This window comes from Pseudomonas sp. Pseusp16, from assembly GCF_047324915.1.
In the GTDB taxonomy this organism is placed as follows: domain Bacteria; phylum Pseudomonadota; class Gammaproteobacteria; order Pseudomonadales; family Pseudomonadaceae; genus Aquipseudomonas; species Aquipseudomonas fluorescens_CD.
The window spans coordinates 3,285,062-3,309,181 of record NZ_CP168522.1 but is presented as its reverse complement, the minus strand read 5'-3'; the positions used below and the strand labels follow the sequence as shown (position 1 = coordinate 3,309,181).

Sequence of the window (24,120 nt, the reverse complement as noted above, 5' to 3'; positions counted from 1 at the left end):
CCATGCTGCCGTTCTGGATCGCCCTGCAATTTCTCGGCAGCCTGCCGATTCGCCTTCCCGGCATGCCCGAGCCTCGGGAACTGGGGCGGTCGCTGCTGTTTTATCCGCTGGTGGGATTGCTCTTTGGCGCGATTCTGTGGGCAGTGAACTGGCTGTTGCTCGGCACGCCGACGTTGTTGCATGGGGCGTTGCTGCTGAGCGTTTGGGTCTTGCTCAGTGGCGGGTTGCATCTGGATGGCCTGGCGGACAGCGCCGATGCCTGGCTCGGCGGCTTTGGCGATCGTGAGCGTACGCTGACTATCATGAAAGACCCGCGCAGCGGTCCGATCGCCGTGGTGACGCTGGTGCTGGTGTTGTTGCTTAAATTCAGCGCGCTGCTGGCGTTGATCGAGCAACCGCATTCGCTCGCCTTGATCATCGTGCCGTTGATAGGGCGCAGCGCATTGCTCGGCCTGTTCCTGACCACACCGTACGTGCGCGCCGGTGGCCTGGGTCAGGCGCTGGCCGATCATCTTCCGCGTTCGGCGGGCAGGCAGGTGTTGGCGGTCAGCGCGCTGGCCTGTGTGGTGATCGCCGGCGTCAGTGGTGTGCTGGCGCTGGTGCTGGCAGTAGTGGGGTTTGTCTGGCTGCGCCAGGTGATGTTGCGGCGCCTGGGTGGCACGACGGGGGACACAGCAGGGGCAATGCTGGAGTTGCTGGAAGTTGCAGTGCTGGTAGGCTTGGCGCTGTTCTGACTGTTACTCCGGTTCTGTAACTTGATTTAAACGACTCGCGGGTATATACACGCACCATGCTCGATTCCCAATGTTTATGCATCAACCTGCGTCGCGCCGCCCGTGGCGTCAGCAGGCATTATGACGGCGCTCTCGACGGCTTCGGGATCAACGTTGCGCAGTATTCTTTGCTGTGCAATCTGCAGCGTCTGGATCAGCCGAGCATCTCGGTCCTGGCCGAGGCCATGGGTCTGGATCGCAGCACCCTGGGGCGCAATTTGCGGGTGCTGGAGGGGGACGGCCTGGTGACGCTGGTCGAGGGCGAGGACATGCGCAATCGCATCGTCCTGCTGACCGAGGCCGGGGCAGAGCGTCTCAAGGCTGCCTTGCCGGCCTGGGAAGCCGCACAGCAGCGTTTGATCGATCGCCTGGGAGCCGAGAAGCGCGAAACCTTATTGAAGCTGCTGGACGAACTGGCGTGATGCCGGTTTTTCCGATCTTAAGCGGGTATATACCCGCTATTGGAGAATAACAATGACATCGATGTGGCGTACTTGCGGCTGGGTTCTGTTGGGGAGTGCGCTGATCCTTGCGTTGTCTCTGGGGGTTCGACATGGCTTCGGGCTGTTTCTGGCGCCGATGAGCGCCGAGTTCGGCTGGGGCCGTGAAGTGTTTGCCTTCGCCATCGCCTTGCAGAACCTGATCTGGGGCCTCGCTCAGCCATTCACCGGTGCATTGGCCGACCGCTTCGGCGCGGCGAAAGTGGTGCTGATCGGTGGCGTGCTGTACGCGGCCGGGCTGATTTGCATGGGGCTCTCCGATTCCGCGGTGACCTTGTCGCTGAGCGCCGGCCTGTTGATCGGCATCGGACTGTCCGGTACGTCGTTCTCGGTGATCCTGGGTGTGGTCGGTCGCGCAGTGCCGCCGGAAAAACGCAGCATGGGCATGGGCATCGCCAGTGCTGCCGGTTCGTTCGGCCAGTTCGCGATGTTGCCCGGCACACTCGGTTTGATCGGCTGGCTTGGCTGGTCCGCGGCGCTGTTGGCGCTGGGCTTGCTGGTGGCGCTGATCGTACCGTTGGTGAGCATGCTCAAGGACAAGCCGCTGCCAGTCCTGGGTCACGAACAGACCCTTGGCGAAGCACTGCGCGAAGCCTGCTCTCACTCCGGATTCTGGCTGCTGGCGTTCGGCTTTTTCGTGTGCGGATTCCAGGTGGTGTTCATCGGAGTGCACTTGCCGGCCTATCTGGTGGATCAGCATCTCCCGGCGACGGTCGGCACCACGGTGCTGGCGCTGATCGGCCTGTTCAACATCTTCGGTACCTACACCGCTGGATGGCTCGGCGGGCGGATGTCCAAGCCGCGTTTGCTCACCGGTTTGTACTTGCTGCGGGCAGTGGTGATTGCGTTGTTCCTGTGGGCGCCGGTGACCACCATGTCGGCCTACCTGTTCGGCATGGCCATGGGCTTCCTGTGGCTGTCGACGGTGCCGTTGACCAACGGTACGGTGGCGACCTTGTTTGGTGTGCGAAACCTGTCCATGCTGGGTGGGATTGTTTTCCTGTTTCACCAGCTCGGTTCGTTCCTGGGCGGCTGGTTGGGTGGCGTGGTGTACGACCGTACCGGCAGCTATGACTTGATCTGGCAGGTCGCGATTCTCTTGAGCCTGTTGGCCGCCGCCCTGAACTGGCCGGTGCGTGAACGGCCGGTGGCGCGCCTGCAAACACAAATGAGTGCGACATGAACAGCCTTTGGCCACGGATCACGATTCTTGCCGTCTGCGCGTTGCTGCTCGCCGTGGTGTGGTGGGGCTGGCATCAGGGCGGGCTGGCGCTGATGCAGTTGGGCATGGGGACTTGCTAGCGCGATGGCGGGGCGAGTAACGTCGAATCCAGACGAATTCCCAAGGGTGTCCCGAGATGCTGATGCGCTGGCTGGCAGTTCCCGCGTTACTGGTCGCTTTTTCCGGGTGGGTTCACGCGGCGGATTGCCCGGATCTGTTGCAGGGCTCGTTGCCCAAGCTGCGTGCCAAGGAATCCATCGATTTGTGCCAGCGCTTCGCCGGTAAACCGTTGGTTGTGGTCAATACCGCAAGCTTCTGTGGCTTTGCTCCGCAGTTCAAAGGCCTTGAGGCGCTGAACCAGCGCTTCAAGGGGCAGGGACTTGAGGTAATTGGCGTTCCGTCCAATGACTTCAAGCAGGAGTCGAAGGATGGCGCCGAGACTGCCAAGGTCTGCTACGTCAACTATGGCGTGACCTTCACCATGACCGAACCGCAAAAGGTTCGTGGCGACGATGCGACGCACTTGTTCAAAGTCCTCGCCAGTCAAACCAGCGCGCCGAAGTGGAATTTCTACAAGTATGTGGTGGATCGCCAAGGCAAGGTGATCGCCAGTTTCTCCAGCCTGACCAAGCCGGATGATCCCGAGTTCATTGCCGCGGTGGAGAAAGCCCTGGCTTCGCCACCGCGGGTTGCGACCCCCTGACCTGTAGGAGCGAGCTTGCTCGCGAAAATCTCAAGGCGCCTCCTTCATCCAGTCAGCACGCGTCATCGTTCGCGTCCATCGCGAGCAAGCTCGCCCCTACAAATGAAAAGCCCCGCCTCCGTGAGGAGAGCGGGGCTTTTTTGATTCCGATGGCGAGCGGTTCAGGCTCGCCGGGAATCATCAGAAGCGGTAGGTCGCACCGAGGCCGAAACCGTTCGCGTAGTTTTCATACTTGGCGTTGTAGCTCTGGCCACGGTTGTTGCTGTTGTTGACCTTGACCGACTCTTCGCGCAGGTACGAATACGCCAGGTCGATGGTCAGGTCGTCGGTCGGGCTCCAGCCGGCGCCCACGCTGAAAATCTTGCGATCGCCAGTCGGGATGCGTGGGGAACGGTCTACGTTGTTGGTCGGTGCCTGGTCGACAGACAGACCGGTACGCAGTACCCATTGCTTGTTCAGCTGGTAGGACGCGCCGATGGCGTGAGCCCAGGTGTCGTGCCAGTTCTGTTCTTCGGTGATGGTGCCGAACTGGCCGTTCAGAACAGCCGGAACACCCGTGTTTTCAACGGTGATGTCCTTCAGGCGGCTCCAGCGGGTCCAGGTGCTGCCTGCGTACAGAGTCCATTTGTCGTCGAGCTGGTGAGTGACCGAGAGGTCCACCGATTCAGGGGTGGTCACATCCAGCGAAGCGTCGAACTTCTGGTTCGGGTTCTGGCCGATCAGGCTCAGCACGTTGTAGTTGACCTTGGTGCTGCCCTCGAGCTTGTACTTCACTTTCGAGTGGTAGGTCATGCCGACGCGAGTGCTGTCGGTGGCTTGAACCAGCACGCCGATGTTGTAGCCCAGCGCGGTGTCGTCACCTGTGATCTTGACCTTGCCGTCTGGCGCGGCCTGGGTGATCGACAGGTTCGACTCCAGGGTGCCGTCAATGCGGTTGATGGTCGGGCCAAAACCGATGGAAACCTTGTCGTTGAAGGCGTAGCTGACAGTCGGTTGCAGGGTGACGATCTTGACTTCGCTCTTGCTGCCGAAGTAACGACCGGCAAAGCCGTTTTCATAATCGGTTACCAGACCGAATGGTGCGTACACGCCCACACCAAACGCCCACTGGTCATCTATTGGCTTGACGTAATAGCCCATCGGCACGCCCATGAAGGGGACCATGTCACCCTTGTTGGTGCCGCCGTTTGGACGGGAGCTGGCATCACTGATGTCGGTGTGCGCGTCGATAAATGCAACACCGCCGGTCACTTGTTCACGTTTGAGGCGAGACATGCCGGCAGGGTTGCCAAAAATAGTGGATGCATCATCGGCAGAGGAAGATCGCCCGGCAAAACCTGTACCCATCCCGCTGATGCTTTGTTCGTTGAGGGCAAAGCCACTTGCGAAAATCTGGGCGGATGCCATGGCAACGGCGAGACTGATGCTGGTTTTGAGCATTACTTTTTTCATTATTAGAACTCCTGGTGATCACCGGGGCGAAAATTACCAACATTTTCGTCCCGGCGCCATAGGCTGTATGCCTTGATTTAGAGCGGTTTTGTAGGACAATCCGACCAGAATCGCGGCGTGATGCGCGAACTTTGGATCCAGAGGTGTCAGCAGGCTACCTGATTCAGGGGTGAAACACAGGTTTGCCAGGCGCAGGTGAAATCACGCAGGCGCCCCTGGGGCTGAAATGTCTGGCGCCAGATTCTGGCCATACCCAACAAATCATCCGGGGCGGGGAGGGGGGTATTCTGTTCTTCCACCAGCAGCCAGGCGATGGCTGTGGCGTATCGCAGGTTGACGGTCAACTCGAGGTGCGGGCCACTCAGAAACGCATGCTGGCTGGCCAGGCCGCGGACCAGGCTCGCACGTTCCGGATCAAGGGCCAGATAATGGTCCCAAAGGGCTTGGTGGCGGGGCTCGGCGATGCGGTACAGGCCGTGCCCACGGCGGTCATGCAGAGCGGAACCAAGGGCGGACTGGCTGGCGGCAATGCCCAGCAGCAGGGATTCGGCAGTAGCGCTATGTTGTCCGAGATAGATCAATGTCGGACGAATCACATAGCGGCACAGTTCGCTGGCAGCGATACCCATAAAACCCTCGAAACCTGAATTGGACGGCGATACCTGAAAGGGGGGCTTGGCAGCTGTGAATCGGCTCAGGCTCGCCGCAAGCGGGTCAAGCCGCTTGAGTTGAAGTGTAGTGTCATATTCGCGCCGTAAAGGCCTGTTTTTAAAATATTTCCAGCGAGCAGTTATAACCGTTATACCGGATTGTGCTTAGTCGTGGTTCGAGGGGAGGGAAACATCGGGCAATAAAAAGCCCCGCTTTTCGGGCAGCGCTTTCGGGGTTTTCAGCCTTTCTGGCGTTTCAGGCAACCAGTGCCTGACGGGTACGCTCGATCACGGCCTGCAGCGGCTCGGCGCTGGAGTATTGATCGGGGTACAGGCGTTCGCTGTGACGAGCGATGCCGTGTTCGTTGACCAGGGTGAAGCTGAAGCAGCCTTTGCGGGCAGCCATGATCAGGCAGTTCATTGGTGCAAAAGCGTTGGTTAGGGTGCGAATGGCATCCTGAGTCTGGATTTGAGTAGACATTATTGGGTGTTCCTACAAATGACACGGATAAGAACCGTGCAACGTTAAAACGTTCCAGTAACGTCGATCACCATTGACCGAACGAAGAACCCGACTGGAACAAAGCAGCCAGTTTGAAGCGCTTATAAGTTGGCGCGCTTGGGCTGGCAGGTAGGTACTTAGGAGGGCAGGCAACACATCAAGGGCAAAGGTTCTGGGCCCGGGGTGAAGATCCTGATCAATTTGCAGGTTGGTTCGAGCAGAGTAAGCAGGCGGGACAACAGCCTTTGCTTTCGATTCAAAGGTTGTGTTTGCGCAAGATTTACCTGGAAACCATCGAGGTGGTCGATCCCGCTTGTTCGGTAGAGGCTTCCGTCGGGAAGGCTGACCGGGGGGATTTGTTCGACCAGAATTGACTTTCAGCTTGGTACTAACGCCGCGGATACTAACGGATTGAACTGGTTAAGGGAAGTGTGCTAGCAAAAAGAATTTCCCGGCAGGTGCCTGATCTGGCTGTTTTGCCCTGTAGAGGTGAGCAAAAAGCTGCGCTGCCTGCGATTGATGCGCCCTGTTTCAGGACAAAATCCGACCACCGGTCATCGAGGTTTGTAGCAGCACAGCGGTCTAAATTCCGGGTTTGCCAGGGTTTATCCCCAGGCTTGACAAAAAATGCGCCGAAAAAGTGCATCGATATAACCGTCGCAAAGGCACTTGTGCACATTAGTTGCGCAGCCTGTCACCCCGCTGTCATCTCATGTTCAAGCACGATAGCTGCCTGTAACCAAAATTTAAGTCAATGAAAAACATCGCTTTTTTTTACTGGTGAAAAAATCGTCAGTTTGACTGCGAGCCCCATTCCACAGGGCTTTGAGCGGGTTCAAGGGCGGTTGTCCACTGAGTTATCCACAGCTTCTGTGGATTGTCCCGAGCGCTTGCTCTAGGACGGGCGTGCCGGGATATTTTCAGCTTTACCTGTAAGAAAAAGAGAGTAAAGTTGCGCGCCTTCCGATCTGCCCCACAGTGCTTTATGAAGTTTCGCTCAGCCCCTGTTTCCTCTTCCTCCACATCACCCTCTGTTGCCCCTACCAAGCGCTTTTCCATGCGCGTGGCAGAGTGGCTGTTGGACAGTCCGCATCTGGGCGAAAACCGTAACGTCAAACACATCGCCGGACGTCTGCTCAAGCAGCCGGCCCGTGAAGGCGTGGTGGCTGCGCAAAGTCGCCTTGGCCAGTTGATGTGCCGGGAATGCGGGAACGCCCGGGACCGCCGGATCGGTCAGGACCTGCTGCGTCAGGCCGCTCGGGCAGGCGATCGCCGCGCTCAACAGGAACTGGGGTTGATCGAAGACTGAGCTGTCCAAGATCAGGCGCCTTGGTTAACCTTCAGGCTTTATCCGAATGGCAGGAGTGGCTATGGCAATGGACTTGACCAGCATATTGCTGGGTCTGGCAGCGGCTGGGTTGCCGTTGCTGGTATTGGCCTGGCAACTTCAGCGTCGGGCCAGTACCACGCTGGCTGACGTTGCGCTGCTGCAAGAACGCCTGGCCATGGCGCAACTGGCGCAGGACGGATTGAATGCACAACTTGAATCCAGCCGCGATGAAGTCGGCGATCTGACCCAGGCCAATGCCGCCAAGCAGGCTGATCTGGCTGCGCTGCGTCGTGAAGTCGAACTGCTGCAGATCGAGCGCGACGACGCCCGGGACGCCGCCCATGCGTGGAACATCGAGCGCGCCGGCAAAGAAGCCGAATTGCGCCGCCTGGATGCCCAGGCCGCCTCGCTCAACGCCGAATTGCGCGAGCAACAGGACAGTCATCAGCAACGCCTCAACGACTTGCAAGGTTCACGGGACGAGTTGCGCGCGCAGTTTGCCGAGCTGGCGGGGAAAATTTTCGATGAGCGCGAGCAGCGTTTTGCCGAAACCAGCCAGCAGCGCCTGGGGCAGTTGCTCGATCCACTCAAGGAGCGCATCCAGTCCTTCGAGAAACGTGTCGAGGAAAGCTATCAGAACGAGGCTCGTGAGCGTTTCTCCCTGGCCAGGGAGCTGGAGCGTCTGCAGCAGCTGAATTTGCGCTTGAGCGATGAAGCCACCAACCTGACCCGCGCCTTGAAAGGACAGAAGACCCAGGGCAATTGGGGTGAACTGATCCTTGAGCGCGTGCTCGAACATGCGGGGCTGGAGAAGGGCCGCGAGTACCAGACTCAGGTCAATCTCAAGGGGCCGGACGGCGAGCGCTTCCAGCCGGACGTGATCATTTATCTGCCGGGCGACAAGCAGGTGGTGGTCGACTCCAAGGTCAGCCTGACGGCCTATCAGCAATACGTGGCGGCTGAGGACGAGGCTATCGGCCAGATCGCCATCAAGCAACACGTGCTGTCGTTGCGAAATCACGTCAAGGGCCTGGCCGGCAAGGATTACAAGCGCCTCGATGGCTTGCACAGCCTGGATTTCGTGTTGCTCTTCGTGCCGATCGAGGCGGCGTTTTCTGCCGCGTTGCAGGCCGAGCCGACGCTGTTTCAGGAGGCATTCGACCGCAACATCGTGATCGTCAGCCCCACCACGTTGCTGGCGACCCTGCGCGTCATCGACAGCCTGTGGAAACAGGAGCGCCAGAGCCAGAATGCCCGGGAAATCGCCGAGCGGGCCGGGTGGCTGTACGACAAGTTCGTGCTGTTCATTCAGGATCTGGACGAGGTCGGCAATCGCTTGCAGCAACTGGACAAGGCCTACAGTTCGGCACGCAACAAGCTGACAGAGGGACGAGGCAACCTGGTCAGCCGCAGTGAACAACTCAAACTGCTGGGCGCACGGGCGAGCAAGAGCCTGCCGGCGGACTTGCTGGAGCGGGCGATGACGGATGTCGATGGGTTGGTAGAGCTGCCTGAGTAACTTCCAGCCCAAGGCTGCGTCGGAACGCCGCTGCCTCCTGTGGGAGCGGGCTTGCTCGCGAAGAGGCCGGCACATTCAACATCTCTGTCGCCTGACACTCCGACATCACCACGTCACTCAAACCCTACAACGGCAAATACCGGCTCAACAACGCACGCAACGCTGCCGGCTTCACCGGTTTGGCCAAATAGTCCAGCCCCGCGGCATGCACCTGATCAACCGTCTCCGGCCGGCCATCGGCGCTGATCACCACCCCGGGAACCGGCTCGCCCATCTGGGTGCGCAACCAGGCCATCAAGTCGGTTCCGGTCTCGCCATGATCGAGGTGGTAATCCACCAGCGCCAATTGCGGGCGCACGCCTTCGGCCAGCAGCGATGCGCACTCTTCGCGATTACGCGCGGTCCAGACCTGGCAACCCCAGCGGCTGAGCAGGCTGTTCATGCCGATCAGGATGCTGTCCTCGTTGTCGATACACAGCACCTGCGCGCCATTGAGCAATTTGCCATTGAGCTCGGCGACTTTGACCGGCGCTGCGGTTTGCGCCCTGGCCAGCGGCACGCTGACGCTGAACACGCTACCGCGTCCCGGCCAGGAGCGAACGCGCAGGGTATGACCGAGCACGCGACATAGCCCGTCGGCAATCGCCAGCCCCAGGCCGAGGCCTTTTTCGGCCCGTGTCTGGTGGCTGTCGAGGCGCTTGAACTCTTCGAAAATCACCTGCTGTTTATCTTCCGGAATACCTGGCCCACGGTCCCAGACTTCCAGGCACAGTTGTTCTTTGCGCCGACGAACCCCCAGCAGCACCGGCCCTTTGCCGTAGCGGAAAGCGTTGGTCAGGAAGTTCTGCAGGATCCGCCGCAGCAGTTTGATGTCGCTGTCGACCCGCAGCGCGCTGCCGCGAACCCGGAACTCCAGTTTTTGTTCTCGCGCCAGTGCCTTGAATTCGGTACCGAGGGTGTCGAACAGTTCGTTGAGTGCGAATGGCTGGCGATTCGGGTTGATCTTGCCGTTCTCCAGGCGGGAAATGTCCAGCAGGTCGCTGATCAAGTCTTCGGCCGAGCGCAGCGAGCTGTCCAGGTGCTCGACCAGTTTCTGCGCTTCGCCGGACAAACCGTCGTCCTGATGGGAGAGGGCGGCGGAGAACAACCGCGCCGCGTTCAGCGGTTGCATCAAGTCATGGCTGACCGCCGCGAGGAAACGGGTCTTCGACTGGTTGGCCGCCTCGGCGTTGCCCTTGGCTTCGGTCAGGGCAACGTTGAGTTGCGAGAGTTCGTGGGTCCGTTCGGTCACCCGTTGCTCCAGGCCTTCGTTGGCCTCGGTCAGCGCCTGCTCGGCTTCGCGGAACGCGGTGATGTCGGTGAAACTCATGACGAAGCCACCGCCCGGCATCGGGTTGCCGATCAGCTCGATCACCCGGCCATTGGGGAACAAACGTTCGGAAGTATGCGCGCGGCCCTGACGCATCCAGTGCAGGCGACGCGCGACGTGAACTTCGGCTTCGCCGGGGCCGCACAGACCGCGATCGGCATTATGGCGAATGATGTCGGCAATGGGCCGGCCGACACTGATCAAGCCGTCCGGATAGTTGAATAGCTCCAGGTATCGACGGTTCCAGGCCACCAGTTTCAGCGACTGGTCGACGACGCTGATGCCCTGGGTGATGTTCTCGATGGCGCCCTGCAGCAAGGCGCGATTGAATTGCAGCACCTCCGAGGCTTCGTCGGCGATGCGCACGACGTCCTCCAGTTGCATCTCCCGACCTTCAATGGCGGCTTTTACCACCGCGCGGGTCGAGGAGGCGCCGAGCACACCGGCCAACAGGCGTTCGGTATGGGCGATCCATTCACTGTCGGCGTTCTGGTTCGGGTTGAAGCCTTTGCCCTGGCGATAGGCAAAGCGGATGAAGCTTTGACGGGCGCGTTCTTCACCGACGAAGCGCGCCGCCAGTTGCAGCAGGTCGTCGATCTGCACCGCCAGCATTGAGCGTGCGCTGGGGCGGGCACTGATTTCCTGGCCGATGAAGCGGCCTGCTTGCCAGTGCTCGGAAACCCGGGTGCGCGATAGCACCGAAACCCAGGCGAACAGCGTGAAGTTGCCTGCGAGTGACAGCACCACGCCTTGGGTCAGCGGGGTGATCGGCAGGTTCAGTGGATTGCTGTGCAACCAGGCCAGTCCCGGGAATGTGCTCAGGGACAGGCCGAGGCTGAGGGCGGCAATCGGCAGGATCAAGGTGTAGAACCACAGGAACGTGCCCGCGGCGAGGCCAGCGAAAACGCCGCGGCGGTTGGCCTGTTTCCAGTACAGCGCACCGAGCATGGCGGGGGCCAGTTGGGTCACGGCCGCGAAGGCAATCTGGCCAATGGTCGCCAGGCTGGCGGTCGAGCCCAGCAGGCGGTAACTGACGTAGGCCAGCAGCAGAATGACCACAATGCTGACGCGGCGCACCGACAACATCCACTGGCGGAACACTTCGAACGGGCGCTCGGCGTTGTTGCGACGCAGCAGCCAGGGCAACAGCATGTCGTTGGAGACCATGGTCGACAGCGCCACGCTGGCCACGATCACCATGCCGGTGGCCGCCGATGCGCCACCGATAAACGCCAGCAGGGCCAGCGCCGGATGTGCCTGGGCCAGGGGCAGGCTGATGACGAACGAGTCCGGCAGCACTGAACTGGGCAGCATCATCTGGCCGGCCAGGGCGATTGGCACGACAAACAAGGCAGCGAGGGCGAGGTAGGCCGGAAACACCCACTTGGCAAGGCGCAGATCCTGGGGGTCGATGTTTTCCACAACAGTCACGTGGAACTGCCGTGGCAAGCAAATGATCGCCATCATCGCCACGCCGGTCTGCACCACCATCGACGGCCAGTTGATGGTTTCCTTCCAGTACTGCTCAAGCCGCGGCGCAAGCATGGCCTGGTCGAACAGGTCGTCGAAACCGTCGTACAGGCCGTAGGTCACGAACGCGCCGACGGCGAGAAACGCGAACAGCTTGACCAGCGACTCGAAGGCAATCGCCAGCACCATGCCGCGGTGGTGCTCCGTGGCGTCGAGGTTGCGGGTACCGAAGACGATGGTGAACAGCGCCAGCACCAGCGACACGATCAGTGCGGTGTCCTGGGCACGGGTGCCCATGGCGTCGGCTCCGGCGCCGATCAGCAGGTTCACGCCGAGCACAATGCCCTTGAGCTGCAGCGCGATGTAGGGCAGCACGCCGACCAGGCAAATCAGCGCCACCACCACCGCCAATGGCTGGGATTTGCCATAGCGTGCAGCGATGAAGTCGGCGATCGAGGTGATGTTCTCCTGTTTGCTGATCATCACCATTTTTTGCAGGACCCACGGCGCACCGATCAGCAACAGGATCGGCCCGAGGTAAATCGGCAGGAACGACCAGAGCTGTTCGGCGGCCTGGCCCACGGCGCCGAAGAACGTCCAGCTGGTGCAATAGACCGCCAGCGACAGGCTGTACACCCAGGCACGCACACGCGGCGGCAAGGGCGCGCTGCGACGGTCGCCATAGAAGGCGATGGCGAACATGATGGCCATATAGGCCAGGGCGACGGCGGCAATCAGCCCGGTGGACAGCGACATGGGGACTCCAGACAAAAGACTCCCGGGCCTGCGCCCGGACAGACAGTCTCGCACGACCGCCAGCGTTAGTCAGTGTCGACCAAGGTCGTGGCGTGGCGGGGTGTCGCAGGGGGATTTGCGATGTCTGGACTGGCCCCTTCGCGAGCAAGCCCGCTCCCACAGAGGCGGTGAACGCAGGGCAAATGTGGGAGCGGGCTTGCTCGCGAATGGCGGTATTACGGAATCAACGCAATTTCGATCAAGCGATGCAGTTCTTCAAGTTCCAATGGCGCCTCGGAAAACAGGATGCGAAACACCGTCGGCGCGGCGATCAGATTGATCAGCCGATCGACACTGGGCTTGGGCGCATCCGGATAGCGATCCAGAATCGTCTGCAGTTGCCCGCCAATGATCGTTGCGCAGTAACTCGGCTTCAGCGCCGCCTGCACGTCGCACAGCATGTTACGGCCGGGTTCGGAGCTCATCTCGTCCAGGTACTGTTCCGCCCAGGCCCGCACATCACCGTGAAGGCTGCCGGTATTGGCCGGTTCGTTGTCAGGCTGCATGCGGGCGAGGGCGACGTCGGCCAGCAGCGCCGACACATCGCCCCAGCGCCGATAGATGGTTGACGGCGTGACGCCTGCGCGCGCAGCTATTTGCGGGACGGTCACGCTTGCGCGGTCCTGTTCCTGCAGGAGTTGGCGCACGGCCGAATGAATCGACTCTTGTACCCGTGCGCTGCGGCCGCCGGGGCGTAATGTGGGAGCTGTCATCCTGTGTTTCCTGTATCGCGTCGGGTCCCGTTGCAGGCACTCGGTCCTGAAAGCCATGCCTGGGACCTTAACACAAAGAATTTGCTTTAAGAGGGATCCAGTAGCACACTCCGCAAAAGCAAAAAATTAGCTTTTGCGGAGTGTGTCCATGCCCGGTTCTCGTTCAAATCGTTCCAGCCTGTGGTTTCTGGCAGTGACCTTGCTCAGTTTTCTGGCGGCCTCCACTGCGCCGACGCCGCTGTATCACCTGTACCAGGAGCAGATGCAGTTTTCTGCCGCGACGCTGACCCTGATCTTTGGCGTGTACGCCCTCAGCCTGTTGGCGGCGTTGCTGACGGTCGGCTCGCTGTCGGATTACCTGGGGCGCAAGCCGGTGATTTTTACTGCGGTGATTCTGAACATTCTGGCGATGCTGCTGTTCATTCACGCCGACAGCGCCACCTGGCTGATCAGTGCCCGAATTCTGCAAGGTTTTGCCACCGGGATGGCTACCGCCGTGCTGGGCGCAACACTACTGGATACCGACCGCGAGCGGGGGCCGCTGGTCAATAGCGTTGCACCGTTGACCGGCATGGCTATAGGTGGGCTGGGCTGCGGTGCGTTGGCCGAGTACGCCCCGGCTCCGTTGCATCTGACTTTCTGGCTGCTGCTGGCGTTGTTCGTGATGCAGGCGTTTTATGTCTGGCGCTTGCCGGAAAGCGTCTCGCGGCAGGCCGGGGTTTGGGCGTCATTGCGACCGACTCTGCATGTGCCACTGCAAGCGCGCTCCACTTTGTGGCGAGTACTGCCGCTCAATACTGCCCTGTGGGCCCTCGGCGGTTTCTACGCATCCCTGGCGCCTTCGTTGGTGCGCACCGCCACGGGCTCGACCTCGAACATGATTGGCGGCGCGACCGTGGCCGCCTTGACGCTGACCGGCGCGCTGATGATCTACAGCATGCGCAACCGACCCGCCGGCAAGGCGTTGTTATTGGGTGCCAGCATGATGCCAACGGGTGTCGTGCTGATTTTGCTGGGGGTGCACAGTGCCAGCCTGCCGCTGTTCTTCCTTGGCACACTGGTCGCAGGATGTGGTTTCGGTTCCGGTTTTCTCGGCACCTTGCGTAGCCTGGTGCCGCTGGCCTTGCCCCATGAACGTGCCGGGCTGGTGTCGGCGTATTACGCGCTCAGCTATCTCGCCTTTTGCCTGCCATCGCTGCTGGCCGGGAACCTGAGCCGGACCCTCGGCCTGGTAGCGACCACCGATGGGTATGGTGCGGTGTTGATTGTTCTGGCCCTTGGCGCTTTGGCAGGTTTGATACGCCCGCGTTCAGGCAGGGCGTGTGAGGCCAATCCATGACATTGCGACACGGGCATGCCTGATTGAATATCTATAAAGTAGATAAGATATAGAGAAATTACCCGTTATATAGATATTCTATTCGGATCTAACATGGGCTCTACCTCACGAGAGGACAGGAGTACGCCATGACATGCGCCAATAGCATCAAGCCCGGAATCAAACCTTTCAGTCACTTGCAGCATCCCCGCGAAGTGATCCGCCAGTTCACCCCTCACTGGTTCGCGGCCACCATGGGTACCGGCGTGCTGGCGTTGGCGCTGGCGCAATTGCCGGTCGCCATACCCGCCTTGCACGCCTTCGCCGAAGCCCTCTGGTTGTTCAACATCGCGCTGTTTCTGCTGTTTACGGCGATGTACACGGCGCGTTGGCTGCTGTTTTTCGACGAAGCACGACGGATCTTCGGCCACTCCACGGTCTCGATGTTTTTCGGCACCATCCCGATGGGCCTGGCGACCATCATCAACGGCTTCCTGGTGTTCGGCTTGCCACGCTGGGGTGAAGGCGTGATTCACCTCGCCGAGGTGCTGTGGTGGCTGGATGTGGCGATGTCGCTGGCTTGCGGCGTGCTGATTCCCTACATGATGTTCACCCGTCAGGAGCACAGCATCGACCAGATGACAGCGGTCTGGTTGTTGCCGGTGGTCGCGGCAGAGGTGGCGGCCGCCAGCGGTGGCCTGTTGGCACCGCATCTGGCCGACGCTCATTCGCAACTGGTGGTGCTGGTGACCAGCTACGTGCTCTGGGCCTTTTCCCTGCCGGTGGCCTTCAGCATCCTGACCATCCTGTTGTTGCGCATGGCCCTGCATAAACTGCCCCACGAAAACATGGCCGCCTCTAGCTGGCTGGCCCTTGGCCCGATCGGCACCGGTGCCTTGGGCATGCTGGTACTGGGCGGCGATGCACCGCTGATTTTCGCGGCCAACGGGTTGCCGGGCATCGGTGAGATTGCTGCAGGATTGGGTCTGGTGGCCGGCATCACCCTGTGGGGCTTCGGCCTGTGGTGGATGCTGATGGCGCTGCTGATCACTGTGCGTTACCTGCGTGCCGGCATTCCATTCAACCTCGGCTGGTGGGGTTTCACCTTCCCGTTGGGCGTCTATTCTCTGGCGACGTTGAAGCTGGCCAGTACCTTGAGCCTGACGTTTTTCAGTGTGTTCGGCTGTGTGCTGGTGGCGTTGCTGGCCGTGATGTGGCTGATCGTCGGCAAGCGCACAGTGCTGGGCGCCTGGCGTGGCGAGCTGTTTGTCTCGCCTTGCATTGCCGGATTGAAGAAATAACCGGTCAGGATTAGGTAATGTGTGGCCTGGATCGGCTTTTGATAATCCAATAAGAATCCAGGCCACTCGCTACCTAACATCAGGGACACATGGAAGATGAGTCACCCCTCACAGTTCACCTTGCTGCGCACCCGGCGCTTCCTGCCGTTCTTCATCACCCAGTCCCTCGGGGCGTTCAACGACAACGTGTTCAAGCAGTCGTTGATCCTCGCCATTTTGTACAAGCTGACCATCGAAGGTGACCGCTCTATCTGGGTCAACCTGTGTGCGCTGCTGTTTATCCTGCCGTTTTTCCTGTTCTCGGCCCTGGCCGGCCAATTCGGGGAAAAGTTCGCCAAGGACGCGTTGATCCGCCTGATCAAGCTAGGGGAAATCGTCATCATGGCGGTCGGCGCCGTCGGCTTCCTGTTCGATCACCTGTCGTTGATGCTGGTGGCGCTGTTCGCCATGGGCACCCATTCGGCGCTGTTCGGGCCGGTGAAGTACTCGATCCTGCCGCAGGCCCTGCGTGAGGATGAGCTGGTAGGCGGCAACGGCCTGGTGGAAATGGGTACCTTCCTGGCGATCCTCGCCGGCACCATTGGCGCCGGGGTCATGATGTCTTCGGCGCATTACGCGCCGGTGGTGTCCACGGCGATCATCGGCATTGCCGTGCTCGGCTACCTGGCCAGTCGCAGCATTCCTCGTGCTGCTGCCGCCACACCGCAAATGCGCCTGAACTGGAACATCTTCAGCCAGTCCTGGGCCACGTTGAAACTCGGCCTGGGGCAAACTCCGGCGGTGTCGCGCTCGATTGTCGGCAACTCGTGGTTCTGGTTTGTCGGGGCGATCTATCTGACGCAGATCCCGGCGTATGCCAAGGAATGGATGCACGGCGACGAAACCGTGGTGACGCTGATCCTGACGGTGTTCTCGGTCGGCATCGCCTTGGGTTCGATGCTGTGCGAGAAGCTCTCCGGACGCAAAGTCGAAATTGGCCTGGTGCCGTTCGGATCGTTCGGCTTGACTGTCTTCGGTTTGCTGCTGTGGTGGCATTCCGGTGCAATCCCGGACAGCGCCACCGGTCATGGCTGGATTGAAATCCTCGGTTTCGGCCACGCCTGGCTGGTGTTGCTCGACATCCTCGGCCTGGGCGTTTTCGGCGGTTTCTATATCGTGCCGCTGTACGCGCTGATCCAGTCACGTACCGCCGAGAACGAGCGGGCGCGGGTGATTGCCGCCAACAACATCCTCAACGCGTTGTTCATGGTGGTGTCGGCGATTGTCTCGATCGTCTTGCTGAGTGTGGCCAAGCTGTCGATCCCGCAACTGTTCCTGGTGGTCTCGTTGCTGAACATCGGCGTCAACGCTTACATCTTCAAGATCGTCCCCGAGTTCACCATGCGTTTCATGATCTGGCTGCTCAGCCATTCCATGTACCGCGTCGAGCACCGCAACCTGGATCTGATCCCCGATGAGGGCGCGGCGTTGCTGGTGTGCAATCACGTGTCCTTCGTCGATGCCTTGCTGATTGGCGGCGCGGTGCGTCGGCCGATTCGCTTTGTTATGTATTACAAGATCTACAACCTGCCGGTGCTGAACTTCATCTTCCGCACCGCAGGGACGATTCCTATCGCGGGGCGTCATGAAGACATCCAGATCTACGAAAAGGCCTTCACGCGCATTGCCCGGTATCTGAAGGACGGTGAGCTGGTGTGCATCTTCCCCGAGGGTAAATTGACCGCCGATGGCGAGATGAATGAGTTCAAGGGCGGCTTGACGCGAATTCTCGAAGAGACGCCGGTGCCGGTGATTCCGCTGGCCTTGCAGGGGTTGTGGGGGAGTTTCTTCAGCCGCGATCCGGGCAAGGGGCTGTTTCATCGCCTGTGGTCGCGAGTGACCCTGGTGGCAGGGCCGGCGGTGGCGGTTGAGGCGGCGGAGCCTGCCAGGTTGCAGGCGTTGGTGGGGGAGTTGCGCGGGGCCGTAAGATAATCGGTGATTCTACCGGCCTCTTCGCGAGCAAGCCCGCTCCCACAGGTTTTGTGTTGTGCCACACATAGTAGGCACACCTACAATCCCTGTGGGAGCGGGCTTGCTCGCGAAGGCGATAGTGGCTTAGGCGCTGACCTTCAGGCCAACGAGCCCTGTAATGATCAGCGCCACACTGGCCAGCCTCACCAGCGCCATGGATTCGCCAAACAGAATGATCCCGGCGATCACCGTGCCAACGGCACCGACACCGGTCCAGATCGCATAGGCCGTACCCAGCGGCAATTCCTTCATGGCAAGGCCGAGCAGGCCAAGGCTGACAGCCATGGCCGTAACGGTCAAAACAGTGGGGAGCGGGCGGGTGAAGCCGTCGGTGTACTTGAGGCCGACGGCCCAGCCGACTTCGAACAGGCCGGCGAAAAACAGAATGATCCAGGACATGAAGACCTCCATCGTCTGACGGGGTCGTCCCCAGATTAATGACTCGATCGAGCTGCGGGGTCGTCCCCGCGATGCGCAATATAGTGCCCAGTATTAACCCGGGGATCAAGATCGCGGATCAAGATCGCGGATCAATCAGTGGCTTGTTGGGCGGCGATTTCCCGCTCCTGTTTCTCGCTCATGCGACGAAAGTAAGTCGACAGCAGAGCCCCGGAAATATTGTGCCAGACACTGAACAATGCACTGGGCACCGCCGCCAGCGGCGAGAAGTGCGCACTGGCCAGGGCCGCGCCCAATCCGGAGTTCTGCATGCCTACTTCCAGGGCCAGGGACTTGCGCTGTGCCAGAGGCAACTTGAACAGGCGCCCGGTGAAGTAACCCAGCAAGTAGCCAAAGCTGTTGTGCAGCATGACCACAGCCATGATCAGCAGGCCGGACTCGGCGATCTTCGCCTGACTGGCGGCAACTACCGCAGTGACGATGATCACGATGCTCACCACCGACACCAGCGGCAATACGTCCACTGCGTGCCTGACCTTGTCGCCAAGCAGCCGTTGGGCAACCACGCCCAGCACGATCGGCAACAGCACCACTTGCAGGATCGACCAGAACAACTCCATGAACGACACCGGCAACCAGGCCGAGGCCAGCAGCCAGATCAGCGCCGGCGTCAGCAGCGGAGCGAGGAGGGTGGTGACGGCGGCGATGGCCACCGACAGCGCCAGATCGCCGCGGGCCAGCCAGGTCATCACGTTCGACGAGGTGCCGCTTGGGCAGCAGCCCACCAGAATCACGCCGACGGCGATCTCCGCTGGCAAGTGGAACGCCTGGCAGAGCAACCACGCCACGCCGGGCATGATCACGAAATGTGCAACTACGCCCAGGGCCACGCGCCATGGATGGCGAGCGACTTCGGCGAAGTCTTCGAGTTTGAGGGTCAGGCCCATGCCGAACATCACCAGCCCCAGTAAGGGCACGATGGCGCCTTTGAGGCCGAGGAACCATGCCGGCTGCAGAAATGCCACGGCAGCGAAAATCAGAACCCAGTAAGCAAAGGTGTTGCCGACAAAGCGACTCAATGCAGCCAGTGCGCGCATGACTTGATCCTTATTTTTACGTAACACCACAAAACCCCTGTAGGAGCGAGCTCGCTCGCGATGGTGTGTCAGTCACCCCTCTTTATCTGACACACCATCGCGAGCGGGCTCGCTCCTACAGGAGAGATCACTGGTCCTTAGATCCCCTGCGGAGTCTCTTCGCCACCCAGCGCTTCAACCAGCGCCGGCAGGAAGTCGCCGAAGGTCAGCATCATCAGGGTGAAGCTGGCGTCCAGTTGGCCCAGGGCTTCGTCGCCGCCGTCCTGTTCCGCCTGGTCTTGCAGCAGGTCTTCGAACTTCAGGCGCTTGACCACCATTTTGTCGTCGAGGACGAACGACAGTTTGTCCTGCCAGGCCAGGGACAGTTGAGTGACCACTTTGCCGGTGCTCAGGTGCAGCTGGATTTCTTCGCTGGTCAGGTCCTGGCGCTTGCAACGCACGATACCGCCGTCTTCGTGGGTGTCGCGCAGTTCGCACTCGTCCAGCACAAAGAAATCGTCTGCGGCTTTCTGCGTGGTGACCCACTCGGTCATGGTCGCCGTCGGGGACATTTTCACGGTCAGCGGGCGCACCGGCAGGGTGCCGATCACTTCGCGCAAGGTCGACAGCAGGTCTTCGGCGCGTTTCGGGCTGGCCGAGTTGACCAGGATCAGGCCCTGTTTCGGCGCGATGGCGGCGAAGGTCGAAGAGCGACGGATAAAGGCGCGGGGCAGGAAGGCCTGGATGATTTCATCCTTGATCTGATCGCGTTCCTTCTTATAGACCTTGCGCATTTGCTCGGCTTCGATCTCTTCGATCTTTTCCTTGACGGCGTCACGCACAACGCTGCCCGGCAAAATACGTTCTTCCTTGCGCGCGGACACCAGCAGGAAGTCACCGCTGACGTGCACCAGCGGCGCATCTTCGCCTTTGCCGAACGGCGCGACGAAACCGTAGGTGGTCAACTCCTGGCTTGCACATGGGCGCGCCAGTTTGGTGGCCAGTGCAGTTTCCAACGCCTCGGCATCAACAGGCAGATCTTGGGTCAGGCGATAGATAAGCAGGTTTTTGAACCACATGGGGTGAGTCTCTCCTTTATACAAAGGCGGGCATTATTGTCTTCGCCGTGCCATAGGCCAACCTTTCTCTAAGCCTTTGGAAGGCCTGAGAAAATTATTTTAAAAAGTGCTTGCCAGAGGTTGGGTCGCTCCGTAGAATGCGCGCCACACCGAAGCGAAGGGTGATTAGCTCAGCTGGGAGAGCGTCTGCCTTACAAGCAGAATGTCGGCGGTTCGATCCCGTCATCACCCACCATTCGTTTCAAGTGTTTAGCGCAGCGGTAGTTCAGTCGGTTAGAATACCGGCCTGTCACGCCGGGGGTCGCGGGTTCGAGTCCCGTCCGCTGCGCCATATTCGGTAACCTGGAACACTGAACGCCAGGTCACCACGGAAAAGCCCGCTTAGGCGGGCTTTTTTCTGTCTCATGTTTGACTGTTGTTCCTGTGGGTTGCATCGTTTCACCGGTTTTTAGATTTTTTTGAAAAAACTTCAAATAAATCAACACTTTATAAAAACCTGTGGCATAATGTGCCCCGCAACGAAGGTAAAGGGTGATTAGCTCAGCTGGGAGAGCGTCTGCCTTACAAGCAGAATGTCGGCGGTTCGATCCCGTCATCACCCACCACTTTCAACGCTACGCGCAGCGGTAGTTCAGTCGGTTAGAATACCGGCCTGTCACGCCGGGGGTCGCGGGTTCGAGTCCCGTCCGCTGCGCCATATTCGGTAATCTGGAACACTGAACGCCAGATCACCACAGAAAGCCCGCCTAGTGCGGGCTTTTTGCTGTCTGGGATTTGGCTTTTCTCGCTCCTTGTAGGAGCGAGCTAGCTCGCGAAGATCGTTAACGATAACGCATAAATTCAGATGCCCAGCGGCGCCCATTGGTTTTTCGCGAGCGAGCTCGCTCCTACAGTTCGGCGTTACGGCTGTGCCGGTAGTCGCTGACGGCTTCATACACCGCCTTGCGCAGGCGATTGATCCCGCCAATGGGGCGGTGCGCCTCAAGGCCAAACCAGGGATTGAACGACTGGTTGTCGCATTGCAGGTTCAGCGCCGGTGTATCGAAGTCCTGTGCTGGCACGTTGATCCGCGCCACCGTCTCGAAGGGCGCATCACTCTCTCGCCACTCAATGCTGGTGTCTTCGATCGGCATGTACTTGTTGGCGTCCTGTCGCTGGATTTGCAGAGCGAAACACGCGGGTACCCGGTCGGTGGACAGCTGTTGGTTCAGCGCATTGCGCAGAAAGTTCGGCAGCTTGCGATTTTGTTCCGGCAGGTTGTAGGCCGGGCAGTTATCCGGATCGGGTATGACCCGGAACTTCGCATTGGCTTCACCGAATTTGTAGGGTGAAACCGAAAAGTACGTCGTCCGGGTTGGGCTCGACGGGGCGGGGGACAATGTCGCCAAGGCAATAAACAGGTGGCGAACCTGCCAGGCGCGTGGATCCCAGCCGGGGAAAAAAGCCATGATCTTTTTACCGTCAGCCTGGGCGGCGACGTTCTGACGGTATTCGGCGACATCACTGACAAAGAAGTTCGGATGGCTGAACATCACAAAGTCCTGTTCGCTTCGCCCCTGCCGATCGCTCAACAGTTGTTTGCCCGGAACATCGAGCAGTTTGATCGCCATGCCCCTGGCGTCGCGGATGCTGTCGAACTGCGGGTAGGCATTGCCGTTGGACAGGCGCATCGTCGCTCGCCAGGTTTTACCCGGTTCGCTGAACACGCCCTGGCGCAGTTCGCCTGGCAGTTCCGGCAGCACCTGAACCTCGGCCTTCACACATCCGTGGGCCTTGGCATGGGCGTCGCGCAGGTAGCGAGTGCTTTCACGGTGCTGATCGACGATGCGTACGGCGGTCTGGATGATGTCCCGGGTCATCGCGGCTTCGCCGTCCGCAATCAACTCCTGCGCCGGGACCGGCCCGCGATGCTGCCAGGCAAACCAGGCGGTGGCCAATGCCCAGCCAAGCACTCCGAGACCCAGCAGCCACAGCAACAGCTTGCCGAGGAAGGCGCCCAGGCGCAGCCAGAGAGTTGTCAGCATGGGAAAGTCCTTTTGACTGGGGCTGTGGTCATGGCAATTGCGCTTCCAGCGGGCCGCCCAGCACTTTCAGGTATTCCAGCAGTGCCCAGCGTTCCTCCGGCTGCAACCAGCGGCCGATCACGCCATTGCCGAGTTTGCCGGCACGGAATTCATGACCACTGTTGTGGTTGCCAGTGATTCGCGTGTCGAACAGAAAACCATTGGTAAAGGCTTCGGTGCGGTAACCCAGGTGTCCCGGGTCGTATTCGAAAGTGCCTTTGTAGAAGGTGGTCGCACGCTCATCCTGAGGCGACAGCAATTGATAAATGCTCGGTACCGAACCGTTGTGCAGAAACGGCGCCGTCGCCCATACACCCGCCAATGGCCTGGCCTTGTACGAACGCAACTCGCGCACGCCGATCGGCAGGCCGAAACCGTCCATTGCCGGACGCTCGGCAGGGGTGACATGGGCGTCCTGATACGCGCGGTCCAGGACAAATGCCGTGACATAGGCCAGCCCCCTGGCCACGGACATCTTGCTCAGGTCCAGTGGTTCGTCGGGTTTCGGCTCTACATCAAGTTGTTCCAGTTCCGCCTGATTCCATTGCAGCGCTGTCAGGTCGAAGCGGTGGTCGGCGATGTTGTTGGCCGCACCGGGATCTGTGCCGATGTAATCCACCGGGAGCATTTTCAGGTGCTGAACGTATCGTCCCTCGCCCTGGGTGGTGCTCGGTACATGACAACCCGCGCAGTTTTCCGCGAACAAGGCGCGCCCCTTTGCTGCCAGGGGTTTGTCGACTGCGCCCAACAGATCTTCCGGCCAGGCGGGAGGCGAGAGTCGTTGCAGGGTTTTTTCGATCAGGTGCAGGTCGCGCACACGGACACTGGAGGGATAGCGGGCATCGCCCATCAGCGGCTGACCATTGTTGTCAAAGAAGTCCAGGGTGGCGCCGACGCCAAGCGCCTCGCCGATGTTGCGGGCCATCGGTTGTTTCGCCGAGCCGTTCCACTGCACCCATTCGAACGTCCACATGTCCCACAACTGCGGATAATCGACCGGGGCATTGGCTATGCGGTAGTTTTCGGGGGAAATCGCGTCACCGAAGCTGGCGTTGGCAATGCGTCCGAAGGCGTCTGTGCGCCCCGGGCCTTCCTCGGTCGGATAGAGCCCGCGATGGGTGTCGTTCCAGGCCACTTTGAGGAACGTATCCAGTGAAGATTTGAATTCCTTGCGCAGCTGTTGGTGACGGGCGTCATAGTCCTGGCCCAGCACAGTGCGTGCGAAACGTTCGAATTTCCACGGGTTGTAGTAGGTCGAGGTCAGGCTGGCCACCAGCGCTTGTCCGAAACTGCCCCCTTTGAGTGTAGGAACACTGGACGGCAGGACATGTTGCGCCGAGCCGCCGTCGATACGCACGGCTTGTCCTTTGAAGCGCAATTCTCCGGTGTGGCAGGCCGCGCAGGTGATATCCAGAAACACATCCGGGCTCCCCGCATTCTGGTGCCGGGTAAAGCCTGCCGGGAGGTTGCCGGGGTTGTTCGGTGTCGGTTTCTGGCCGGGATCCACCAGAAAACCGAAGCGGGCGAGGTACTCGGGGGCGGCGAAGCGTTGCTGCGAGAAGGGCAGTTCGAGGGCGGTGAACCAGTCGTAGCGCAAGCCTTTGACCTGAGTGCCCTGGGGGGTGAAGTAATAAGTCTCGCGGTCTGCGGCGCTCCATTGCTCCAGGTAATGCACCTGTTGAGCAGGCGACCAGGCCGGCAATTTCGGGTTGGCAACGTAGTAAAGAACCACGGCCATGACCAGCCCGAACAGTACTGCGATGAGAACCAGCAAGCGAAGGAAGAGGCGCAAGATAAACATCCATGTCAAGTTGTCATGCCGTTATGCCCGAGTCCCCAGGGTGCGGCAAGAGGCCATTACGCCAGATGTTGCGGG

The 24,120-nt window shown here is 60.2% G+C and carries 20 protein-coding genes and 4 tRNA genes; 14 read left to right on the top strand and 10 right to left on the bottom strand.

Translation table 11 applies throughout. The annotated features are described in order from the left end of the window. Positions 1–2 precede the first annotated feature (2 nt). From ACEN8Q_RS14995 to ACEN8Q_RS14975, 5 genes are read left to right on the top strand one after another with little or no spacing between them, the layout of a single operon-like run. Entirely contained in the window at positions 3–734 is a 732-nt protein-coding gene (locus ACEN8Q_RS14995) for an adenosylcobinamide-GDP ribazoletransferase (protein WP_413425295.1), read from the top strand. A 56-nt stretch (positions 735–790) separates the two neighbouring features. Then, complete coding sequence (locus ACEN8Q_RS14990; RefSeq protein WP_008017903.1) at positions 791–1,195, top strand: MarR family winged helix-turn-helix transcriptional regulator; 405 nt, start codon at positions 791–793, stop codon at positions 1,193–1,195. A gap of 52 nt (positions 1,196–1,247) precedes the next feature. Then, a complete protein-coding gene (locus tag ACEN8Q_RS14985; protein WP_413425293.1) occupies positions 1,248–2,456 on the top strand; it encodes an MFS transporter in 1,209 nt (402 codons plus the stop codon). Continuing rightward, complete coding sequence (locus ACEN8Q_RS14980) at positions 2,453–2,575, top strand: hypothetical protein (RefSeq protein WP_413425291.1); 123 nt, start codon at positions 2,453–2,455, stop codon at positions 2,573–2,575. The genes ACEN8Q_RS14985 and ACEN8Q_RS14980 overlap by 4 nt, the downstream gene beginning before the upstream one ends. A gap of 56 nt (positions 2,576–2,631) precedes the next feature. After that, positions 2,632–3,198, top strand: coding sequence for a glutathione peroxidase (locus tag ACEN8Q_RS14975; RefSeq protein WP_413425289.1), 567 nt, complete (start codon positions 2,632–2,634; stop codon positions 3,196–3,198). Between the two features lie 180 nt (positions 3,199–3,378). Here ACEN8Q_RS14975 and ACEN8Q_RS14970 read toward each other — a convergent pair whose 3' ends face one another. From ACEN8Q_RS14970 to ACEN8Q_RS14960, 3 genes are all read right to left on the bottom strand, one after another. Then, positions 3,379–4,650 (bottom strand): OmpP1/FadL family transporter, encoded by a 1,272-nt coding sequence (locus ACEN8Q_RS14970; protein ID WP_413425287.1) that lies wholly within the window; start codon positions 4,648–4,650, stop codon positions 3,379–3,381. Between the two features lie 146 nt (positions 4,651–4,796). Continuing rightward, the gene (locus ACEN8Q_RS14965; RefSeq protein WP_057715794.1) at positions 4,797–5,279 is read right to left on the bottom strand and encodes a hypothetical protein; all 483 of its coding nucleotides are present in this window, start codon (positions 5,277–5,279) and stop codon (positions 4,797–4,799) included. A 277-nt stretch (positions 5,280–5,556) separates the two neighbouring features. After that, entirely contained in the window at positions 5,557–5,781 is a 225-nt protein-coding gene (locus ACEN8Q_RS14960) for a hypothetical protein (protein ID WP_008051046.1), read from the bottom strand. A 1,006-nt stretch (positions 5,782–6,787) separates the two neighbouring features. On the opposite strand from ACEN8Q_RS14960, the gene ACEN8Q_RS14955 reads away from it, so the two are divergent. Beyond that, a complete protein-coding gene (locus tag ACEN8Q_RS14955) occupies positions 6,788–7,111 on the top strand; it encodes a hypothetical protein (protein WP_057399384.1) in 324 nt (107 codons plus the stop codon). Between the two features lie 175 nt (positions 7,112–7,286). Continuing rightward, positions 7,287–8,651, top strand: coding sequence for a DNA recombination protein RmuC (gene rmuC / locus ACEN8Q_RS14950; protein ID WP_413425354.1), 1,365 nt, complete (start codon positions 7,287–7,289; stop codon positions 8,649–8,651). Between the two features lie 124 nt (positions 8,652–8,775). Here the strand turns inward: rmuC and ACEN8Q_RS14945 are convergent, their stop codons facing one another. Next, complete coding sequence (locus ACEN8Q_RS14945; protein ID WP_413705412.1) at positions 8,776–12,246, bottom strand: NahK/ErcS family hybrid sensor histidine kinase/response regulator; 3,471 nt, start codon at positions 12,244–12,246, stop codon at positions 8,776–8,778. A gap of 215 nt (positions 12,247–12,461) precedes the next feature. Continuing rightward, complete coding sequence (locus ACEN8Q_RS14940; RefSeq protein WP_413425282.1) at positions 12,462–12,998, bottom strand: TetR/AcrR family transcriptional regulator; 537 nt, start codon at positions 12,996–12,998, stop codon at positions 12,462–12,464. 148 nt (positions 12,999–13,146) lie between these two features. Here ACEN8Q_RS14940 and ACEN8Q_RS14935 point away from each other — a divergent pair, with 148 nt between their 5' ends. The 3 genes from ACEN8Q_RS14935 (at position 13,147) to ACEN8Q_RS14925 (ending at position 17,588) form a co-directional block, all read left to right on the top strand. After that, positions 13,147–14,337 carry an MFS transporter gene (locus ACEN8Q_RS14935; protein WP_413425280.1) on the top strand — a complete coding sequence of 397 codons (1,191 nt, stop codon included), beginning with the start codon at positions 13,147–13,149 and terminating at the stop codon, positions 14,335–14,337. A gap of 128 nt (positions 14,338–14,465) precedes the next feature. Continuing rightward, positions 14,466–15,617, top strand: a complete 1,152-nt coding sequence (locus tag ACEN8Q_RS14930) for a TDT family transporter (protein WP_413705411.1) — start codon at positions 14,466–14,468, stop codon at positions 15,615–15,617. Between the two features lie 96 nt (positions 15,618–15,713). Further along, on the top strand, positions 15,714–17,588 hold the full coding sequence (locus tag ACEN8Q_RS14925) for an MFS transporter (RefSeq protein WP_413705410.1): 1,875 nt from the start codon (positions 15,714–15,716) through the stop codon (positions 17,586–17,588). A gap of 123 nt (positions 17,589–17,711) precedes the next feature. Here the strand turns inward: ACEN8Q_RS14925 and sugE are convergent, their stop codons facing one another. From sugE to rdgC, 3 genes are all read right to left on the bottom strand, one after another. Further along, positions 17,712–18,026: a quaternary ammonium compound efflux SMR transporter SugE gene (sugE, locus tag ACEN8Q_RS14920; protein ID WP_085716911.1), complete on the bottom strand. Its 315-nt coding sequence runs from the start codon at positions 18,024–18,026 to the stop codon at positions 17,712–17,714. Between the two features lie 131 nt (positions 18,027–18,157). Further along, on the bottom strand, positions 18,158–19,123 hold the full coding sequence (locus ACEN8Q_RS14915) for a bile acid:sodium symporter family protein (RefSeq protein ID WP_413425274.1): 966 nt from the start codon (positions 19,121–19,123) through the stop codon (positions 18,158–18,160). Between the two features lie 137 nt (positions 19,124–19,260). Further along, positions 19,261–20,181 carry a recombination-associated protein RdgC gene (gene rdgC / locus ACEN8Q_RS14910; protein ID WP_413425272.1) on the bottom strand — a complete coding sequence of 307 codons (921 nt, stop codon included), beginning with the start codon at positions 20,179–20,181 and terminating at the stop codon, positions 19,261–19,263. Positions 20,182–20,340: 159 nt separating this feature from the next. On the opposite strand from rdgC, the gene ACEN8Q_RS14905 reads away from it, so the two are divergent. The 4 genes from ACEN8Q_RS14905 (at position 20,341) to ACEN8Q_RS14890 (ending at position 20,878) form a co-directional block, all read left to right on the top strand. Beyond that, a tRNA-Val gene (locus tag ACEN8Q_RS14905) sits at positions 20,341–20,416 on the top strand. 19 nt (positions 20,417–20,435) lie between these two features. Next, a tRNA-Asp gene (locus ACEN8Q_RS14900) sits at positions 20,436–20,512 on the top strand. A 198-nt stretch (positions 20,513–20,710) separates the two neighbouring features. Further along, positions 20,711–20,786: transfer RNA gene (locus ACEN8Q_RS14895), tRNA-Val, on the top strand. A gap of 15 nt (positions 20,787–20,801) precedes the next feature. Continuing rightward, positions 20,802–20,878: transfer RNA gene (locus ACEN8Q_RS14890), tRNA-Asp, on the top strand. A gap of 190 nt (positions 20,879–21,068) precedes the next feature. On the opposite strand, the gene ACEN8Q_RS14885 is transcribed toward ACEN8Q_RS14890, so the two are convergent. Both ACEN8Q_RS14885 and ACEN8Q_RS14880 read right to left on the bottom strand, forming a co-directional pair. After that, the gene (locus tag ACEN8Q_RS14885) at positions 21,069–22,205 is read right to left on the bottom strand and encodes a catalase family protein (RefSeq protein ID WP_413428344.1); all 1,137 of its coding nucleotides are present in this window, start codon (positions 22,203–22,205) and stop codon (positions 21,069–21,071) included. Between the two features lie 28 nt (positions 22,206–22,233). Continuing rightward, positions 22,234–24,036, bottom strand: a complete 1,803-nt coding sequence (locus ACEN8Q_RS14880) for a di-heme-cytochrome C peroxidase (protein WP_413428343.1) — start codon at positions 24,034–24,036, stop codon at positions 22,234–22,236. Between the last annotated feature and the right edge of the window lie 84 nt (positions 24,037–24,120).

Excerpts from the sequence above, each read along its gene's own strand:
- ACEN8Q_RS14995 (WP_413425295.1), top strand. The coding sequence starts at position 3 with ATGCTGCCGTTCTGGATCGCCCTGCAATTTCTCGGCAGCCTGCCGATT.
- ACEN8Q_RS14990 (WP_008017903.1), top strand. The coding sequence starts at position 791 with ATGCTCGATTCCCAATGTTTATGCATCAACCTGCGTCGCGCCGCCCGT.
- ACEN8Q_RS14985 (WP_413425293.1), top strand. The coding sequence starts at position 1,248 with ATGACATCGATGTGGCGTACTTGCGGCTGGGTTCTGTTGGGGAGTGCG.
- ACEN8Q_RS14980 (WP_413425291.1), top strand. The coding sequence starts at position 2,453 with ATGAACAGCCTTTGGCCACGGATCACGATTCTTGCCGTCTGCGCGTTG.
- ACEN8Q_RS14975 (WP_413425289.1), top strand. The coding sequence starts at position 2,632 with ATGCTGATGCGCTGGCTGGCAGTTCCCGCGTTACTGGTCGCTTTTTCC.
- ACEN8Q_RS14970 (WP_413425287.1), bottom strand. The coding sequence starts at position 4,650 with ATGAAAAAAGTAATGCTCAAAACCAGCATCAGTCTCGCCGTTGCCATG.
- ACEN8Q_RS14965 (WP_057715794.1), bottom strand. The coding sequence starts at position 5,279 with ATGGGTATCGCTGCCAGCGAACTGTGCCGCTATGTGATTCGTCCGACA.
- ACEN8Q_RS14960 (WP_008051046.1), bottom strand. The coding sequence starts at position 5,781 with ATGTCTACTCAAATCCAGACTCAGGATGCCATTCGCACCCTAACCAAC.
- ACEN8Q_RS14955 (WP_057399384.1), top strand. The coding sequence starts at position 6,788 with ATGAAGTTTCGCTCAGCCCCTGTTTCCTCTTCCTCCACATCACCCTCT.
- ACEN8Q_RS14945 (WP_413705412.1), bottom strand. The coding sequence starts at position 12,246 with ATGTCGCTGTCCACCGGGCTGATTGCCGCCGTCGCCCTGGCCTATATG.
- ACEN8Q_RS14940 (WP_413425282.1), bottom strand. The coding sequence starts at position 12,998 with ATGACAGCTCCCACATTACGCCCCGGCGGCCGCAGCGCACGGGTACAA.
- ACEN8Q_RS14935 (WP_413425280.1), top strand. The coding sequence starts at position 13,147 with ATGCCCGGTTCTCGTTCAAATCGTTCCAGCCTGTGGTTTCTGGCAGTG.
- ACEN8Q_RS14930 (WP_413705411.1), top strand. The coding sequence starts at position 14,466 with ATGACATGCGCCAATAGCATCAAGCCCGGAATCAAACCTTTCAGTCAC.
- ACEN8Q_RS14925 (WP_413705410.1), top strand. The coding sequence starts at position 15,714 with ATGAGTCACCCCTCACAGTTCACCTTGCTGCGCACCCGGCGCTTCCTG.
- sugE (WP_085716911.1), bottom strand. The coding sequence starts at position 18,026 with ATGTCCTGGATCATTCTGTTTTTCGCCGGCCTGTTCGAAGTCGGCTGG.
- ACEN8Q_RS14915 (WP_413425274.1), bottom strand. The coding sequence starts at position 19,123 with ATGCGCGCACTGGCTGCATTGAGTCGCTTTGTCGGCAACACCTTTGCT.
- rdgC (WP_413425272.1), bottom strand. The coding sequence starts at position 20,181 with ATGTGGTTCAAAAACCTGCTTATCTATCGCCTGACCCAAGATCTGCCT.
- ACEN8Q_RS14885 (WP_413428344.1), bottom strand. The coding sequence starts at position 22,205 with ATGCTGACAACTCTCTGGCTGCGCCTGGGCGCCTTCCTCGGCAAGCTG.